Here is a 15,004-nt window from a genome sequence, read left to right on the forward strand (position 1 = left end):
CTTCAATCATGGATCTTCTCTTCTGGTTGGTGAGCCCACTCCCGCAGGAGCCGGGCAAAGGTATCGGGCTGGCTTGTGTGCAGATTGTGTCCGCCATCCAGAGCCAAGTGTTTGATATTGCAGCCTTGCTTTACCAACTGGCAAGCGAGGGCATGGAATTTGTGATCCCGGTTGCCGGAGACCCACTGCACCGGCAGCCGGGTATCCCGAAGCCAGGGGGCGAGATCCGGCTGCCGCCCCAGGGACGTGGCCCTCAGCATGGCGGCCACGGCCTTGCCGTCGTTGCCAAGGCGGCGTGCGGCCTGGCGGGTGCGGGCATCGTCGTCCAGGTCGGCGAAGACGCCCTGGCGGTACCAGTCGGCAAGCACCCGGGTCAGGGGCTCGCACTCGAAACGCTGGGCCCAGGCTTCATCGTGAGCGATGCGGGCCGCACGTTCATCGGCAGGCAGCCCGGGGTGGCAGTTCTCCAGCAGCAGGGCCTGCAACCCCGCCGGGGAGTGGCTGGCGTGATGAAGCGCGAGCCGCCCCCCCAGCGAATACCCCACCAGCCGGTAGTGGGCGATATCCCGCGCGGCCAGTTCGTCGCAGAGCCAGCGATGGGCCTCGTCAAAGCCGCTCACCCGCAGTGCCCGGTTGCGGCCGTGGCCCGGCAGATCCAGGGCATGGCACGAGACGCCGGGCAGGGTCTGGATGACAGGTCGCCAGTCGTCGGCGTCCCCCAGCAGGCCGTGCAGCAGCACCAGCGGCGCGGCGGGATCAGAGACCACGGATAGCGGCTCCCAGTGCTTTGAGATCCTCGGCGACTTCACTGCTCGGTACCTTGATTTCAATCAGGGTTACCCCGTTTTTCAGGGCTGCGGCATAGTCCTGCTCAAATGCGTCGAGGGTGGTGGGGGCCCGGTAGTGCAGGCCGAACATGGCGGCGGCGTGCTCGAAGTGCAGGCCGTGGGGCAGGCAGTAGTAGGTCTCCAGCAGGGCGTCCTGGGTGGGCACAGGCAGCATGCGGAAGATGCTGCCGCCGTCGTTGTTGAGCAGGATCACCACCAGGGGGCGGCTCCCCTTGCCGAGCAGCGCCAGGCTGTTGAGATCGTGCAGGGCGCTGAGATCCCCGAGCAGCAGGGTGGTGGGCTCGCGACTGTCAGGCGGGACCGACTGTGCGAAGCCGTATGCGGTGGCGATAAGGCCATCGATGCCGGAGGCGCCGCGGTTGGTCATCACCCGGCTGGGGCCCTTGCCCACCTCGCCCAGCATGTCCATCAGCCGGGCCGGCATGCTGTTGCCGACGAACAACTGACCCTGGATCAGCTGATTCACGCGGTGGCACACCCCGAGCTCCGAGAAGCGATCACAGGCGGTGCGGATCTGCTGGCTGATGGCCTGCTGGCGCGCGGCCAACTGGTGCCAGGGCTGCTGCGAATGGGGGATTGGATGGGCGGCCGCAAAGGCGGCGGGGTCGCACACCAGACGACGGCGCAGCCGGTAGTCGGGGTCGAGGCGTGCCGGCTGCGGGTCCACCAGCCAGTAATCCTGCCAGGGGTGTTGTTTGATGAACTGGCCGAGGCGCTTGGAGATGAGGCGGGCGCCGAATTGCAGCACTACCTCGGCGCGGGCCAGCTCGGCCACGAAGTCGCTGTGTTGCAGGGCGAGATCCGTGTGGACGAGGTTGCGATCATCGAAGCGGATCTGGCTTTGCAGATCCGCCAGCAGGGGCCAGCCGAGGCGGTCTGCCAGCTCGGCCACCGCCTTGCCTTGCACCGGATCCTGGATGCGTCCGGCGACGATGACACCGCGCTTGCCCTTCAGCTCCTCCCAGTCCGGCTGGGCGGGGCAGCCCGGCTCGCCCACCAGCCAGGGGCTCCAGGGCTTGGCCGAGTGCAGCCAGTCGCCGAGGGGCGCCAGGTAATCGGAAAAGTCCAGATAGTGGTCGCCGGGGTAGAGGGGCTCGGGGTACATGCAGTTGAAGTGCACCGGCCCCGGGGTGTGCGCCTGTCGGGCCAGGGCCTGATCCACCGAGCTCAACACGAAGGCCGCCGGAATGGTGGGAGTGGGGCTCGGCAGATTTTGCTGATAGACGGGGTAGCGACCGAAGATCCCCGGCTGATCGATGGCCTGGTTGGCCCCGTTGTCGATGAGCTCGGGTGGCCTGTCGGCAGAGAGAATGATGAGCGGGACCCCGGTGAGCTGGGCTTCCGCCACCGCGGGCCAGAGGTTGGCCACCGCGGTGCCCGAGGTCATGATCACCGCCACCGGGCGGCCGCTCCCCTTGGCCAGCCCCAACGCCATGAAGCCCAGACCCCGCTCGTCGAAGTGCAGATGGCGGCGAAAGCCCGGGTGGGCTGCGGCGGCCATGGTGAGCGGCGCCGAGCGGGAGCCGGAGGCCAGGGCGATGTCGCGTACGCCGAGGCGAAAGAGCTCTTCCAGCAAGAGGGAGGACCAGACATGGTTGAAGGTGGCGTGATGGCTGGCAAAGGCGTGATGCGCGGACACGTGGCTGGCGGACATGAAGCTCTCGCAGTGAGGAGTCGGTGAGAAACGCTATCCCAGCAGGGAGAGCACGTTGGCGATCTTGTTGTCGAGTTCGGCCCACTCGGCGGCGGGCTCCGATCCCGCCACTATGCCGGCACCGGCGAACAGGCTGATGCGTTGGCCCCTGATCCGGGCGCTGCGAATGGCGACGGAGAACTCCGAGGTCTCCCGGCTCAGCATGCCGCAGGCACCGGCATACCAGCCGCGATCATGGGGCTCGCATTCACGGATGAAGGCGAGCGCTGCCTCGCGGGGGGCGCCCCCCACGGCGGGAGTGGGGTGCAGGGCAGCCAGCAGTTGCCAGTCGCAGACGCCGGGTTTGAGCTCTGCCTCGATGTCGCACTTGAGGTGTTGCAGCAGCCGCAATTTCAGAATGCGCGGCTCGGTCAGGGTGGCATCGGTCGTGAGGGGGGCCAGGCGGCTGAGAATGTCGGCGTGAACCAGCCGGTTCTCCAGCCGGTTCTTGCTGTCGGCCAGCAGCTCGGCGGCCAGGGCCGCGTCGGTCGCCTCATCCCCGGAACGGCGAATGGTGCCTGCCAGCGCCTCGGTAAAGAGGTGGCCCTTCTCCCGGCGGTAGAGGCGCTCGGGGGAGCAGGAGATGAAGCTCTGCTCGGGGGAGAATTGGAAGCCGAAGTGGAAGCATTCCTGGGCGTGGCGGGCCCACTGTGTCAGCAGGGACCAGGGGCAGAGTGGCGCATCGTGCGCCTCGCTCTGGAGCAGACTCTCCCGCGACAGCACCACCTTGGGGGTGCGGGCCTGGAAGTCGGGGGCCGTGACCTGCTCCACCAGGGTCTGCCACTGGGCAGGGCCCGGCAGGTCCTGGCGCTGCCATGGCCGCTTTTGCAGGGCGGGCAGGGGGGCCTCGGGTTGCAGGGCATCGAGCGCCGCCTCGGCGGCGCAGAGTTCGGCTTCGAATGCGTGACCCTCTTCCCGGGCGGGCAGCCAGAGATTGAGGCAGAGGCTGGTGCACTCCCCCCGGCGTACCAGTTCGATACGGGGCAGCACGAAGCGGCAGGGGCCAAAACCCTGCCAGCCGGGCAGATCCGGGTCGAACGCCAGGCCACCGTAGTAGCGAGGGCTGTCTTCACTGGCCGTGCCGGCAAGGTCGCAGACCCGCTGGATATCCTCCGGCCGCGTCAGCTCGTGGATGGCGCCAAGCGCCACGTACTCCGGGCTCTGTTGCCCTCTGGCGTGCCAATAGATGCGGGGGTAGAGCGTCTGGGCCGCCAACCAGCCGGGAAAGACGTCGACGTGAGCGGCCACGCGCAGTCGCACGAAACCGCTGACAGTGCTGTGACGCAGGGCGTCCAGTTGTTGCTTGAGGTGGGTCTGAGCCAACATGGATGTCTAGTCTGAGCCGGATAATCGCGATCGCTCCGGGGGAGGATGGCGCAGGTTGATGCCAAAGGGCGACGATTTCCTATATATTATCTGCCCATTCGTCCATGTAAATTGCCCGGGGGAGCCGACGCCCCCGCGCAGCCAAGTATACCTAAATCCGGTTCGATAACCCTTAACACGATCAATATCTGATTGTTTGGCCATCACAATATGACAAATACCTTCTCTGTTTGGTTGCTGGCGGCGCGTTTGCGAACACTGCCCCTGGCGTGCTCCTCCATCTTGCTGGGCTCGGGGCTGGCAGCCAGCCGGGGAGCGTTCGACGGCACCATCATGGGACTCTCCCTGCTGACCGCCATCCTGCTGCAAATTCTCTCCAATCTGGCCAACGACTATGGCGATGCGGTCTCCGGTGCCGACAACGGGGAGCGGATCGGTCCCCAGCGCGCCGTGGTTTCCGGCCTCATCACCCGGCACCAGATGTGTGTGGCCATGGGGCTGACCGCCCTGGCGGCCGTGGTGAGCGGCCTCTCTCTGCTGGTCTGCGCCTTCGGGGAGGCGTGGCAGCAGATCCTGACGTTCATCCTGCTGGGGGGAGCGGCCATCGTCGCGGCCATCACCTACACGGTGGGCAAGAGCCCCTACGGCTATCGCGGCTTCGGGGACATCTCGGTGTTCCTGTTCTTCGGCCTGCTGGGGGTGCTCGGCTCCTACTACCTCTTCACCCATCGCCTGGAGTGGGACCTGTTGTTACCCGCCACCGCCTGCGGCCTGCTGGCGACTGCCGTGCTCAACATCAACAACGTGCGGGACATCGAGACCGATGCCGCCAGCGGCAAGATCACCCTGGCGGTGCGCCTTGGCCGCAACCGGGCCATCGCCTATCACTGGGTCTTGCTGGGGGCGGCGCTGCTGGCGACCATCGCCTTCCTGCTGACTCAGCCTGCGAGCCTCTGGCCCTGGATCTTCCTGCCCGCCATGAAGCCCCTCACCGATGCCGCCCGCACCCTGCGAGAGAGTTTCGATGGCGAGGTGCTGACCGGCGCCCTCAAGAAGACCGCCATCAGCGCATTTCTGTTCAGCCTGCTGCTCTCCGCCGGGCTGGCGCTCACCTGAGGCCGACGCGTTTGGCAATGAAAAGGGCTCCCGAACGGGAGCCCTTTTTGTTGATGTGTCGACGCGTTGTTGTTTCATCAGACCGATGTGATGATCGCCAGGGGAGGAGCATGCCGCCAGGCGAAGGATGATGCCAGATGATGCAGACGACGAGGGCCCCCGACAGGGAGCCCTCGTGTGCATGAGGCGGGCTTGCCCCTGGGTCAGCTTGCCTGGGCCACGGCCGTGCGGCGAGAGAAGAAGAGACTGTCCAGCAGCCAGATGGCAACCATGGAGGCCCCCACCAGCGGGAAGCAGATCCCGAGCACGACCAGCACCGCGATGGCACCGCCCATGGGAGGCAACTTGGCGGGCAGGGGCGGGGCGGCGAGGCGACCACTGGGACGGCGGCTCCACCAGATCCAGAGCCCGCTCACCGAGCTTGCCAGAATCATCAGGCAGATGAGCAGCATGACGAGCTGGTGCGGCCAGCCGTAGAGCTTGCCCATGTGCAGCATGACGCCGGTTTCCACTGTCTTGGCGACCGGGCCGTAATCCTGCCAGCGCACGTCGACCAGCACCTTGCCGCTGTATTGGTCGATGTGCAGGGTGGCGTCGTTGCGGGGATCATCGGCAAAGATGGCGATGGTATAGACGCCGGTTTCACCGACCGGGGGGGTGATGCTGTAACCCGGGCTGACCCCCCGCTCGCTGGCGATGTCGACCACCTGTTGCAGCGGAATGCGATGGCTGGCCATGACCATGCCCTCATGTCCGCCGCCATGGGTCATGGCGCTGTGATCATGGCTCTCTGCCGTGGGTTGGGAGCTCGGCATGGGCAGGGTCTCGGCCCCCCAGGAGACGGTCTGTTCGTGAGCCTGGTTGAGGCTGCGGGTGAGGGGAGCCGACTTGGGCACCTCGTTCCACATGGCCGCAGGGAAGCGGTTCCAGACATCGGCGAACTGGCCGCCCCAGAAGCCGGTCCAGGTCATGCCCGTCAGCAGCAGCAGCAGCAGGAAACCCGCGCTCCAGAAGCCGACCACGGCGTGCAGGTCACGCCACCAGAGACGGCCGCGCTGGTGCATTCTCGGCCAGAGGATGCCCCCCACACCCGGCCCCTTGCGGGGCCACCAGAGATAGAGTCCGCTGACGAGGAGCACGATTCCCCAGCCTGCGGCCAGCTCGATCAGGCGATCTCCCGTGGTGCCAAGCATCAGCTCCGCATGGAGAGCGCGCGCCACCGCCTGCAGGTTCCACTTGTTGTCCATGGTGCCGAGCAGGGCGCCGTTCGCGGGGTCCATGAAGAGGGTCAGCTCCTGCCCTTCACGCATCACGACTATCTGGGCGCTCGCGTCTGCTGCCACCGGGGGCAGGTATTTGCGCAGGCTGGCGTCCGGCATGGCGATGGTTGCCTTGGCCAGCAGCTGGTCGGCACTCAGGGTCTGGGTGGCGGGCGCCACCTTCATCAGCTGGGGGTAGAGCAGGTTGTCCAGCTGAGGTTTGAACAGATAGACGATGCCGGTGAGGGAGAGCAGGATCAGGAAGGGGGCGACGAAGAGACCGGCATAGAAATGCCAGCGCCAGATCCGTTGGTAATAACTTGCGTCTTGTTGCTTCATCGTTGATCCCTGGGTGAACGCCAAAAGGTTTCAGTAGGTGGAATGTTTTGAGTGGCGCGGATGATAGCAGCAACGTTTTGTTAACTGCAACAGAACATGTCGAAGAAATGTACATTCCGCCACTGGGGTAAAAACGGGGGTTGAATGGCGCTTTCCGTTCACAATGGGGGGAGCTTCATGGACTTTTCGGGGATAAATTCTTACTTTGTGGCAACACAGGGCATATCAGCCGCAGCGAAGGACTCAAGGCAGGAGGTGAACGTGCAAGCACACGGCCATTTTGAGATGCAGCGACAAGGGCAACTGCTGATCTGTCGGCCGAGCGGCCCTTTCAACCTGGCAGGCGCCATGGCCTATGAGGGCAAGTTCAGCCAGCAGATAAGCCGTTTGCAGGGAGCCCCCTGGGGCATCGTCGAGGTCGCGACCGAGTTCGAGGCCGCCGGCCCCGAGGTGCTGGCCCGTTTTCGTCGCCAGTTCAACTGGTGCGCCACCCATGGCTGCGCCTTTCTGGCGGTGGTCATGATCGGGGATTTCAAACGTTATCTGGCGGATCACGTCTTCAGCGAGCTTCCCTTTCAGGAGGTGCGCTATTTCGAGGAGGAAGCGCAGGCCATCCACTGGCTGACACAGCGCCTCGAGGGGCTGCAAGGCACGGAGATCCACGTCAGCACGGGTTGAACACCCCGGTTACTCCAGCCTGATGAACCACTTGTCCCGCTCGTCGAGGCAGTCGGGCTCCCCCATCTCGAATTCACGGCAGATCAGCGGCCGCACCTCGTAGATGCGACACATCATGGTGTTGCGGTCGAGGGCGGCGCACCAGCCATCTTCCAGTCTGTGCATCACGGGCACTTCTCCTTCCCGTTCCTCGATATAGCGGTCCGGCACGCCGGTGTCGGTGAAGAGCATCACCTCGAGGCGGCAGCAGCAGGCTTCGCAGTTCTGGCAGCTCACATCGCTCTGGATTGCTTGGATCATGTCACCTGTCTTGCCGCATGGCGGCGAATGATATGAAACAGGCGCCTGTCAGGCGCCTGTGGTCTGGCCGGGCGTGTGAAATACCTTAGCCCAGTTTGCGGGCACGGTAGCTGCGCCCCTTGATCCTGCCTTCCTGCAACCGCTTGAGGGCGGCGCTCGCCACCTGGCGCTTCACCGCCACGTAGGAGTACTGCTCGGAAATCTGGATTTTGCCCACATCGGCCCCGGCAATGCCGCCTTCGCCGGTCAGTGCGCCGAGGATGTCACCGGCACGCACCTTGCTCTTGCGGCCCGCATCGATGGAGAGGGTCACCATCTGCGGCGCGATCGGCTTGATGTCGCGGCCGATCCCGGCCAGGTCGCCCTGGGGAATGGGGGCCTGCTGGTACTCCTCGATGAAGTTGACGCGCTGGGCCTCGTTCGGCTGGTAGAGGCTCAGGGCCAGGCCCTGCTGGCCGGCGCGGCCGGTACGGCCGATGCGGTGCACATGCACCTCGGGGTCGTAGGTGAGCTCGTAGTTGATGACGGCCCCCAGCTCCTTGATGTCGAGGCCGCGGGCCGCCACGTCGGTGGCGACCAGTATGGTGGCGCTGCCGTTGGCGAAGCGCACCAGCACCTGATCCCGCTCACGCTGTTCCAGGTCACCGTTCAGCGCCAGCGCCGAGAAGCCCTTGGCGGCCAGGTGATCGGCCACGTCGTTGCAGGCGCGCTTGGTGTTGCAGAACACCACGCAGGAGCCCGGTTGGTAGTGGCTGAGCAGCCAGGTGAGGGCATCGAGGCGCTGGCCGGCCGGCACTTCATACAACTTCTGTTCGATGGCGCTCTCTTCGTGCAGGGACTCCACGCTCACCTCCACCGGGTTGCGTTGCACGCCGCGGCTCATCTGGGCGATCCCTTCCGGATAGGTGGCGGAGAAGAGCAGGGTTTGCCGGTCCCGCGGGGCGTGGCTGATGACCCGGTTGATGTCTTCACCAAAGCCCATGTCCAGCATGCGATCCGCTTCGTCCAGCACCAGCGTCTTGAGGTCGTCGAGCTCAAGGGTGCCCTGCTCCAGGTGCTTGAGGATCCGGCCCGGGGTGCCGACGGCGATGTGGGCGCCAAAGCCCAGGGTGGCGGATTGCGGTGCGGTCGGGGTGCCGCCGCACAGGGTCACCAGCTTGACGTTGGGCAGGGTACGGGCAAGACGGCGGATCTCGGTGGCCACCTGATCCGCCAGCTCGCGGGTCGGACAGAGCACCAGCGCCTGCACGGCCAGCCGGTTGACGTCCAGCTTGGCCAGCAGACCCAGGCCGAAGGCCGCGGTCTTGCCGCTGCCGGTTTTCGCCTTGGCGATCAAATCTTTGCCGTCGAGCACCAGGGGCAGGCTCTGGGCCTGGATCGGGGTCATCTGCAGATAGCCCAGGCTGGCGAGGTTGTCCTGCAGGGCGGAGGAGAGGTTCAGGCTGCTAAATTCGCTGTTGTTCACAAAAGGACTCTATGTCGGAAAACCAGAAATGGGGGGGCGCGGTGCGCAAGGGGGCGCATCATACCAGAATGTGCCGCCGGATGCGGTGAATATTTGAACGGTTGGCGTCATGGGTTGCCGATGGAGGCTTCTGTCTGCGTTGGCGGGCTTGCGGTATGTAAAAAGAGCACAATGGAGCAGGGGGTGGTCATGGCCAGATCATGATGAATGGCGAGAAAACGTTTTTAATTAAACATGCCCTGGTGATGATGAGTCATCGGAGGATGCCATATTGGATATGGTCGTTATTCAATCTATATACGAATGAGGAATGAAATTAACAAATTGGCATAACTCATTGTTTTTGATTTATTTTTAACCTCATCCATTAACGATTAATAATCGTATGTCATGGCAATTAATTTAAAAACGTTTGTATTATTTCGCATGCATATTTTTACCGCGGATTGTGATGATTCTCTGATTTTTAAATATGCAGTTCTTTATGATGGCGCCGGTCAAAAATAACAATTCAATGGGTGCTACTGGTATGGAATACGTTCATTTCGTGCTCGGACTCGTGATGGTCCTGGCATTGGCGTTGCTGGCAAACCGCCGCAACTGGAAACAGATCAAGCTGCGTTACATCGGCCAGCTGCTGGTGGTCGAGCTGGCGCTCGCCTGGTTCATGCTCAACTCCGAAGTGGGTCTGGCGGTGGTGGGTGGCTTTGCCGCCGGCTTCACCAAGCTGATGGAGTTTGCCAAGCAGGGGACCGACTTCGTGTTCGGCGGTCTGGTCAACGAAGGGGCCTTCTCCTTCTTCCTGATGGTGCTGATGCCCATCGTCTTCATCTCCGTGTTGATCGGCATTTTGCAGTACATCCGTCTGCTGCCCATCGTCATTCGTGGCATCGGCACCGTGCTGGCCAAGATCAACGGCATGGGCAAGCTGGAGTCCTTCAACGCCATCAGCTCCATGATCGTCGGTCAGTCCGAGAACTTCATCGCCCTCAAGAACATACTGCCGCACCTGAACGAGAAGCAGATGTACACCCTGGCGGCGACGGCCATGTCCACCGTCTCCATGTCCATCGTCGGTGCCTACATGCAGCTGATCGAGCCGCGCTACGTGGTGGCCGCGCTGGTGCTCAACATGTTCAGCACCTTCGTGGTGCTCTCCCTCATCAACCCCTACGAGCCCGACAACACCGTGACCGATGCCAAGGCGCTGGCCGAGGGTGACGAGCACCACACGCCGAAGAAGGAGAACTTCTTCGAGATGCTGGGGGAATACATCATGGCCGGTTTCACCGTGGCGGTGATCGTCGGTGCCATGCTGGTGGGCTTCATCGCCCTGATCGCCCTCATCAACTACCTGTTCGAGGCGGCGTTCGGCGTCAACTTCCAGCACGTCATGGGCTACATCTTCTATCCCGTTGCCTGGATCCTGGGCATCCCGGGCAGTGAAGCGCTGCAGGCCGGCTCCATCATGGCGACCAAGCTGGTGACCAACGAGTTCGTGGCCATGATGGATCTGGGCAAGATTGCCGCCGAGCTCTCCCCGCGCACCGTCGGCATCCTCTCCATCTTCATGGTGTCGTTCGCCAACTTCAGCTCCATCGGCATCATCGCCGGTGCGGTGAAGGCGCTCAACGAAGAGAAGGGCAACATGGTCTCCCGCTTCGGTCTGAAGCTGGTCTATGGCTCCACCCTGGTGAGCCTGCTTTCCGCCGTTATCGCCGGTGTGATGATCTAGGTCCTCCCCCCCGCGCTGCTCATGACGACCCCCTGCCTTGGCAGGGGGTCGTTTTTTTGGGCAGATGAGCGGGTGAACAGAGGAGGGGACTGGTCGGCAGCCCGGCCATCAAGCGCGGGGGTCTTCCACCTTGATGTTGGCGGGGACCCGCTTTTTGCCCAGCACCATGGCGCGGACCAGATCGCTGCGGGTGAGGCGATCGGTCAGGAGTACCACGACCGCATGGACGCCAACGGCGGCCATCAGGGTGTTGGCGATGATGCCGTGCAGCTCCTCCAGCCACTCCTCGCCCCAGAAGGCATCCCAGGTGGTGAGCCAGCCGGTGACGACGGTCCCGACCAGGGACAGCAGCAGCAACCAGATCATCAGGGAGCCGACCGGATTGTGGCCGAGGTAGTAGGGGTGGCGCCCCTGGGCGAGCTGACGCAGGTAGTAGCGGACCCGGGCAGGGGTTGGCCACCACTGGCCGAAGCGGGCGTAATAGGGACCGACCAGTCCCCACAGCAGGCGGATGATGAGCAGGATGCCCACCGCGTAGCCAGCATATCTGTGGGGTTTGCTACCCTCTTCCAGCACGAAGAAGTTGAGCAGGCAGAGAGTGACGGTCGCCCAGTGAAACACCCGGATGAGGGGATCCCAGACTTTCACTTCAGAGGCAGGTGTCATGGCAAGGCTCCATGGTGGGGGCCGGGGGAAGACCGGCCCGGGGCGGCGTTACTCGTCGATCTCTTCTTTCACCTTTTTCAGGTCGGTCGGGTCGAAGTAGATCTCGACCTTGCGCTTCTCCTTGTCCCAGCCGTAGATCTCGTAGCAGCCGGTCTTGGTGGCCTTGAACTTCTTGATGTCGTAGCCCATCGCCTTGATCTGCTGCTGGGCGTCGGCTTCGCTCATCCACTTGCTCTTGTCGGCCTGGGTGCATTGGGGGTCGGCCAGGGCTGCGCCGCTCAACAGGGGGATCAGTAACAACAGGGGGGTCAGTTTCATTGCTTGCTCCTTGCGGGTGGTTGGGTCAACAGTCGCAAGGCTAATCAAGGCGCATTAAGGAAGAATTAAGGGAAAAGGGAAATGAATGGCTCTCCCCGGCGGTGGGCCGGGGAGAGGGTGATCAGCTCAGCTTGCCCCTGACCAGCCACTTGTCCAGCGCATTGGCGAAGCGCTGCTTGTCGGCGGCGTTGAAGGGCGCAGGACCACCGGTCTGGACGCCGGCAGAGCGCAGCTCCTCCATGAAGTTGCGCATCCCGAGCCGTGCCTGGATGGTCTCCCGGGTGTAGATCTCGCCCCGGGGATTGAGCGCCTCGCCCCCGGCGTCGATGACCCAGGAGGCGAGGGGAATGTCGCCGGTGATCACCAGGTCGCCTGGCTTGACCTGCTGGGCGATGACATGATCTGCCACATCGAAGCCCTTCTCCACCTGCTGGGTCTTGATGAAGGGGGAGGGGGGGACTCTGAGCCCCTGGTTGGCCACTAGCGTGGTCACCACCTGGGCGCGGTGAGCGGCGCGGTAGAGGATCTCCTTGACCGGGATGGGGCAGGCATCGGCATCAACCCAGATGGGCATGGCATGGCTTCCTGTGTCTGGAACGGGTGGCGCATCTTAGCATGGCTGGCGCGGGGCGGCTGCCCCGGGGCTGAGTCGTCCCCGCCTTTGGTGTAAGCTGGGGCCTGCACATGAAACGAGAAGGAGACGAGATGGATCGGGTGCCCGGTGACGTGATTTATGGCCTGACCCTGGACGGCAAGGGGGGCATGACCCCGCTGGCCGAAGGTAGCGAGATCCCCGGTGCCCAGCCCGGCTGGCTGCATCTGGACTACGGCAACCCGGAGTCGGCGCGCTGGCTGCTGCAGACGCCGCTGCTGGGGGAGGCGGCCCGGGAGGCCCTGCTCGGCCAGAGCAATCGTCCCAAGCTGGTGCGGATGGGGGAGACGGTGCTGCTGATCCTGCGCGGCATCAACCACAACAAGGATCACAGGCCTGAAGAGATGGTTGCCCTGCGGATCTTCATCACGCCGGATCTCATCATCAGTAGCCGACGTCGTCCGCTGCTCTCCGAGAAAGATGTGTTCGAGCAGCTGTCGCTGGGGGGCGGTGCCGACACACCCGCCGACTGGCTGGTGGAGATATGCGACGCCCTGACGGACCGGGCCGGGGAGTTCGTCGAGGAGCTGCACGACCAGATCCTGGATCTGGAGGAGATGGTGCTGATGCGCGACCTGCCCGCCAACGGTCGGCTTGCGCGCATCCGCAAGCAGCTCATCATGATCCGTCGCTACCTCTCCCCCCAGCGGGATCTGGTGGCGCGTCTGGCCAACGAGAAGATCAGCTGGCTGGACGAAGATGACAGGCGACGCCTGCTCGACATCGCCGACCGCTTGCGGCGCTGGCTCGACGATCTGGATGCCGGGGTGGCGCGCACCGCCGTGCTGGCGGACGAGATCAACAACCTGATGGCGGAGGCGACCAACCGCCGTGCCTACCAGATGTCGGTGATGGCGCTGCTGTTCCTGCCCGCCAGCTTCCTGACCGGCCTGTTCGGCATCAACCTTGGGGGGATCCCCGGGGCCGAGAGTCCGACCGCCTTCTGGGTGTTCTGTGGCTTCCTGCTGGTGCTGGCGACCGGACTGGCGGTCTGGCTCAAGCACAGGCGCTGGTGGTAAGGAGTGAACATGACGACATGGGAATCTTTTGGCGTGACCCTGCTGTTGTTGCTGGGGCACACCCTGGTGCGCGGCCTCATTCACAAGAGCCTGATGGCCCTTGGCCAGAGCCGGCAGGTGAGCGAGAATCGGGTACTCTACGTGGAGCACGTATTCCACTTCCTGCTGGGCTGCGCCACCCTGCTGATCCTGGCCGGGGTCTGGGGGCTCGACTTCTCCCGGCTGGTGGTGCTCGCCTCCTCCTTCTTCGCGGTGCTGGGGGTCGCCATGGTGGCCCAGTGGTCGATCCTCTCCAACATCACCGCCAGTATTACCATCTTCTTCGCCTTCCCCTACAAGATTGGCGATCGCATCCGCATCCTCGACAAGGATGACTCCGTTACCGGCATCATCACCGAGATCGGCCTCTTCTACGTGCGGGTGCGGGATGACAACGGCGATCTGGTCACCTATCCGGCGAACCTTATTCTGCAAAAGCCGGTGAGGCGGCTGGAGGGAAAGGAGGCTGAGTCCACGCAGCCAGAATGAGAAAAGGCTCCCTCGGGAGCCTTTTTCGATGGCTATGTCCCAATTACGTGTTGCATGGGGCGCCCCAGCGCCTCATGCAAGCAACGTGGTACATTCACTTCCCGCCCGTAGCGCTCCAACATCCTTCGCCAACCCAGATAATTTCTCAGATAGTGGGTCGCTACCCCATGGAACCGCTCCATCCACTCTTTCAACCGACGGTGATATCCGTTTACATGCTGGATATGGTACGCGCCAACCACACGCTCGCCTTGGCGATTGCGCACGACCTGATGGGTCACTCCCTGCGCTTTGCTGAAACTGGCATACACCCCGGCGCCGTCGCTACACAACACCGCATCTGACGAGACAAGGGGTGTCAAAACAGCTATCACCGTCTCGGCATTCATTTTCTCCAACTGAAAATCCGCATGGTGACCAGCCCGGTCCTGAACCACCATCACCGGGATGTAATCCGGCCCTGTGCCTCGGGTACGGCCTTTGCCCCCACGGTGGCGGGCCGGGCGGGGCAAACCACGTTGCCCTTTAAACGACTCCAAGAAGAAGGTCTCATCAACCTCGACGATACCCCCTTCCCGTGCCGCCTGGTGACTCGCCATGGCTTTCAGGAAGCGGTGACGCCACAAGAAGGCGGTGTTTTTACAGACTCCGCAGCGGACGGCAGCCTGTCGGACGGTCAGACCGTCGATGAGGGCCTGGGCGTAGTCTTCCCAGCATTGTGCCTTGCGAAGTCGAGCCAGAGGCGTCTTGGTGAGAACGGAACTGGTGCGTAGACACTGCTTGCAGCGATAACGACGCAGCCCTCGACTCCAACCCCAGGGAGCCAACTGCGTAGCCTCGGCCTGACAGTGAGGGCAACATCGACAAGCGGGGAGTTGAGCGGCCAGCGAGGTGATTGGGTGAGGGGTAGTGAGTTCATGTTGCGCGAGGCGACGCTGGCGCATGGTGAGCTGTGGAAAGAGAGACAGTAGATGTTGAAAGGCTTGGGTATCCATGATGGAGGCCCTCAGGGTGATGACCTACTTCAAGGTTAGCCTTTCAACATGTAATTGGGACAGCGCC

At 63.4% G+C, this 15,004-nt stretch carries 15 protein-coding genes; 5 read left to right on the forward strand and 10 right to left on the reverse strand.

Features of this window, described 5'->3' with window-relative positions; all coding sequences use genetic code 11:
- Positions 1 to 2 precede the first annotated feature (2 nt).
- From menH to AB5Y50_RS17995, 3 genes are read right to left on the reverse strand one after another with little or no spacing between them, the layout of a single operon-like run.
- Positions 3 to 767 carry a 2-succinyl-6-hydroxy-2,4-cyclohexadiene-1-carboxylate synthase gene (gene menH / locus AB5Y50_RS17985; RefSeq protein WP_182935163.1) on the reverse strand — a complete coding sequence of 255 codons (765 nt, stop codon included), beginning with the start codon at positions 765 to 767 and terminating at the stop codon, positions 3 to 5.
- Positions 757 to 2,502, reverse strand: a complete 1,746-nt coding sequence (menD, locus tag AB5Y50_RS17990; protein WP_319883004.1) for a 2-succinyl-5-enolpyruvyl-6-hydroxy-3-cyclohexene-1-carboxylic-acid synthase — start codon at positions 2,500 to 2,502, stop codon at positions 757 to 759. Before menD ends, menH begins: the two co-directional genes overlap by 11 nt.
- 33 nt (positions 2,503 to 2,535) lie before the next feature.
- Positions 2,536 to 3,867, reverse strand: a complete 1,332-nt coding sequence (locus tag AB5Y50_RS17995; protein WP_042015416.1) for an isochorismate synthase MenF — start codon at positions 3,865 to 3,867, stop codon at positions 2,536 to 2,538.
- Positions 3,868 to 4,077: 210 nt separating this feature from the next.
- Between AB5Y50_RS17995 and AB5Y50_RS18000 the strand changes: the two genes are divergently transcribed.
- On the forward strand, positions 4,078 to 4,983 hold the full coding sequence (locus AB5Y50_RS18000; protein WP_039039775.1) for a 1,4-dihydroxy-2-naphthoate polyprenyltransferase: 906 nt from the start codon (positions 4,078 to 4,080) through the stop codon (positions 4,981 to 4,983).
- Between the two features lie 203 nt (positions 4,984 to 5,186).
- On the opposite strand, the gene AB5Y50_RS18005 is transcribed toward AB5Y50_RS18000, so the two are convergent.
- Entirely contained in the window at positions 5,187 to 6,581 is a 1,395-nt protein-coding gene (locus AB5Y50_RS18005; RefSeq protein ID WP_319883005.1) for a PepSY domain-containing protein, read from the reverse strand.
- Positions 6,582 to 6,836: 255 nt separating this feature from the next.
- Here AB5Y50_RS18005 and AB5Y50_RS18010 point away from each other — a divergent pair, with 255 nt between their 5' ends.
- A complete protein-coding gene (locus AB5Y50_RS18010; RefSeq protein ID WP_029313610.1) occupies positions 6,837 to 7,259 on the forward strand; it encodes a hypothetical protein in 423 nt (140 codons plus the stop codon).
- 9 nt (positions 7,260 to 7,268) lie between these two features.
- Here AB5Y50_RS18010 and AB5Y50_RS18015 read toward each other — a convergent pair whose 3' ends face one another.
- Together AB5Y50_RS18015 and dbpA are read right to left on the reverse strand one after the other, a co-directional pair.
- Positions 7,269 to 7,559: a YkgJ family cysteine cluster protein gene (locus AB5Y50_RS18015; protein ID WP_042882044.1), complete on the reverse strand. Its 291-nt coding sequence runs from the start codon at positions 7,557 to 7,559 to the stop codon at positions 7,269 to 7,271.
- An 85-nt stretch (positions 7,560 to 7,644) separates the two neighbouring features.
- Positions 7,645 to 9,024 carry an ATP-dependent RNA helicase DbpA gene (gene dbpA, locus AB5Y50_RS18020; protein WP_319883006.1) on the reverse strand — a complete coding sequence of 460 codons (1,380 nt, stop codon included), beginning with the start codon at positions 9,022 to 9,024 and terminating at the stop codon, positions 7,645 to 7,647.
- Positions 9,025 to 9,553: 529 nt separating this feature from the next.
- Here dbpA and AB5Y50_RS18025 point away from each other — a divergent pair.
- Positions 9,554 to 10,759 (forward strand): NupC/NupG family nucleoside CNT transporter, encoded by a 1,206-nt coding sequence (locus tag AB5Y50_RS18025; protein ID WP_010672751.1) that lies wholly within the window; start codon positions 9,554 to 9,556, stop codon positions 10,757 to 10,759.
- A gap of 108 nt (positions 10,760 to 10,867) precedes the next feature.
- Here AB5Y50_RS18025 and AB5Y50_RS18030 read toward each other — a convergent pair whose 3' ends face one another.
- The 3 genes from AB5Y50_RS18030 to AB5Y50_RS18040 all read right to left on the reverse strand — a co-directional run bounded on the left by AB5Y50_RS18030 (position 10,868) and on the right by AB5Y50_RS18040 (position 12,317).
- Positions 10,868 to 11,425: a cytochrome b/b6 domain-containing protein gene (locus AB5Y50_RS18030; protein ID WP_167825760.1), complete on the reverse strand. Its 558-nt coding sequence runs from the start codon at positions 11,423 to 11,425 to the stop codon at positions 10,868 to 10,870.
- 48 nt (positions 11,426 to 11,473) lie between these two features.
- The gene (locus tag AB5Y50_RS18035) at positions 11,474 to 11,743 is read right to left on the reverse strand and encodes a PepSY domain-containing protein (RefSeq protein WP_010672753.1); all 270 of its coding nucleotides are present in this window, start codon (positions 11,741 to 11,743) and stop codon (positions 11,474 to 11,476) included.
- Between the two features lie 121 nt (positions 11,744 to 11,864).
- Positions 11,865 to 12,317: a YaiI/YqxD family protein gene (locus tag AB5Y50_RS18040; RefSeq protein WP_039039769.1), complete on the reverse strand. Its 453-nt coding sequence runs from the start codon at positions 12,315 to 12,317 to the stop codon at positions 11,865 to 11,867.
- Positions 12,318 to 12,448: 131 nt separating this feature from the next.
- On the opposite strand from AB5Y50_RS18040, the gene zntB reads away from it, so the two are divergent.
- Together zntB and AB5Y50_RS18050 are read left to right on the forward strand one after the other, a co-directional pair.
- On the forward strand, positions 12,449 to 13,414 hold the full coding sequence (zntB, locus tag AB5Y50_RS18045) for a zinc transporter ZntB (RefSeq protein ID WP_171865294.1): 966 nt from the start codon (positions 12,449 to 12,451) through the stop codon (positions 13,412 to 13,414).
- Between the two features lie 9 nt (positions 13,415 to 13,423).
- Positions 13,424 to 13,942 carry a mechanosensitive ion channel domain-containing protein gene (locus AB5Y50_RS18050; protein WP_039039767.1) on the forward strand — a complete coding sequence of 173 codons (519 nt, stop codon included), beginning with the start codon at positions 13,424 to 13,426 and terminating at the stop codon, positions 13,940 to 13,942.
- 32 nt (positions 13,943 to 13,974) lie between these two features.
- Here the strand turns inward: AB5Y50_RS18050 and AB5Y50_RS18055 are convergent, their stop codons facing one another.
- A complete protein-coding gene (locus tag AB5Y50_RS18055; protein WP_039039924.1) occupies positions 13,975 to 14,937 on the reverse strand; it encodes an IS1595 family transposase in 963 nt (320 codons plus the stop codon).
- Positions 14,938 to 15,004 lie beyond the last annotated feature (67 nt).

The organism is Aeromonas sp. s6 (assembly GCF_040907815.1).
Lineage (GTDB): Bacteria > Pseudomonadota > Gammaproteobacteria > Enterobacterales > Aeromonadaceae > Aeromonas > Aeromonas caviae.

Coding starts and splice junctions, on each gene's coding strand:
- menD (WP_319883004.1), bottom strand. CDS start 2,502: ATGTCCGCCAGCCACGTGTCCGCGCATCACGCCTTTGCCAGCCATCAC.
- AB5Y50_RS17995 (WP_042015416.1), bottom strand. CDS start 3,867: ATGTTGGCTCAGACCCACCTCAAGCAACAACTGGACGCCCTGCGTCAC.
- AB5Y50_RS18000 (WP_039039775.1), top strand. CDS start 4,078: ATGACAAATACCTTCTCTGTTTGGTTGCTGGCGGCGCGTTTGCGAACA.
- AB5Y50_RS18005 (WP_319883005.1), bottom strand. CDS start 6,581: ATGAAGCAACAAGACGCAAGTTATTACCAACGGATCTGGCGCTGGCAT.
- AB5Y50_RS18015 (WP_042882044.1), bottom strand. CDS start 7,559: ATGATCCAAGCAATCCAGAGCGATGTGAGCTGCCAGAACTGCGAAGCC.
- AB5Y50_RS18025 (WP_010672751.1), top strand. CDS start 9,554: ATGGAATACGTTCATTTCGTGCTCGGACTCGTGATGGTCCTGGCATTG.
- AB5Y50_RS18030 (WP_167825760.1), bottom strand. CDS start 11,425: ATGACACCTGCCTCTGAAGTGAAAGTCTGGGATCCCCTCATCCGGGTG.
- AB5Y50_RS18035 (WP_010672753.1), bottom strand. CDS start 11,743: ATGAAACTGACCCCCCTGTTGTTACTGATCCCCCTGTTGAGCGGCGCA.
- AB5Y50_RS18040 (WP_039039769.1), bottom strand. CDS start 12,317: ATGCCCATCTGGGTTGATGCCGATGCCTGCCCCATCCCGGTCAAGGAG.
- zntB (WP_171865294.1), top strand. CDS start 12,449: ATGGATCGGGTGCCCGGTGACGTGATTTATGGCCTGACCCTGGACGGC.
- AB5Y50_RS18050 (WP_039039767.1), top strand. CDS start 13,424: ATGACGACATGGGAATCTTTTGGCGTGACCCTGCTGTTGTTGCTGGGG.
- AB5Y50_RS18055 (WP_039039924.1), bottom strand. CDS start 14,937: ATGGATACCCAAGCCTTTCAACATCTACTGTCTCTCTTTCCACAGCTC.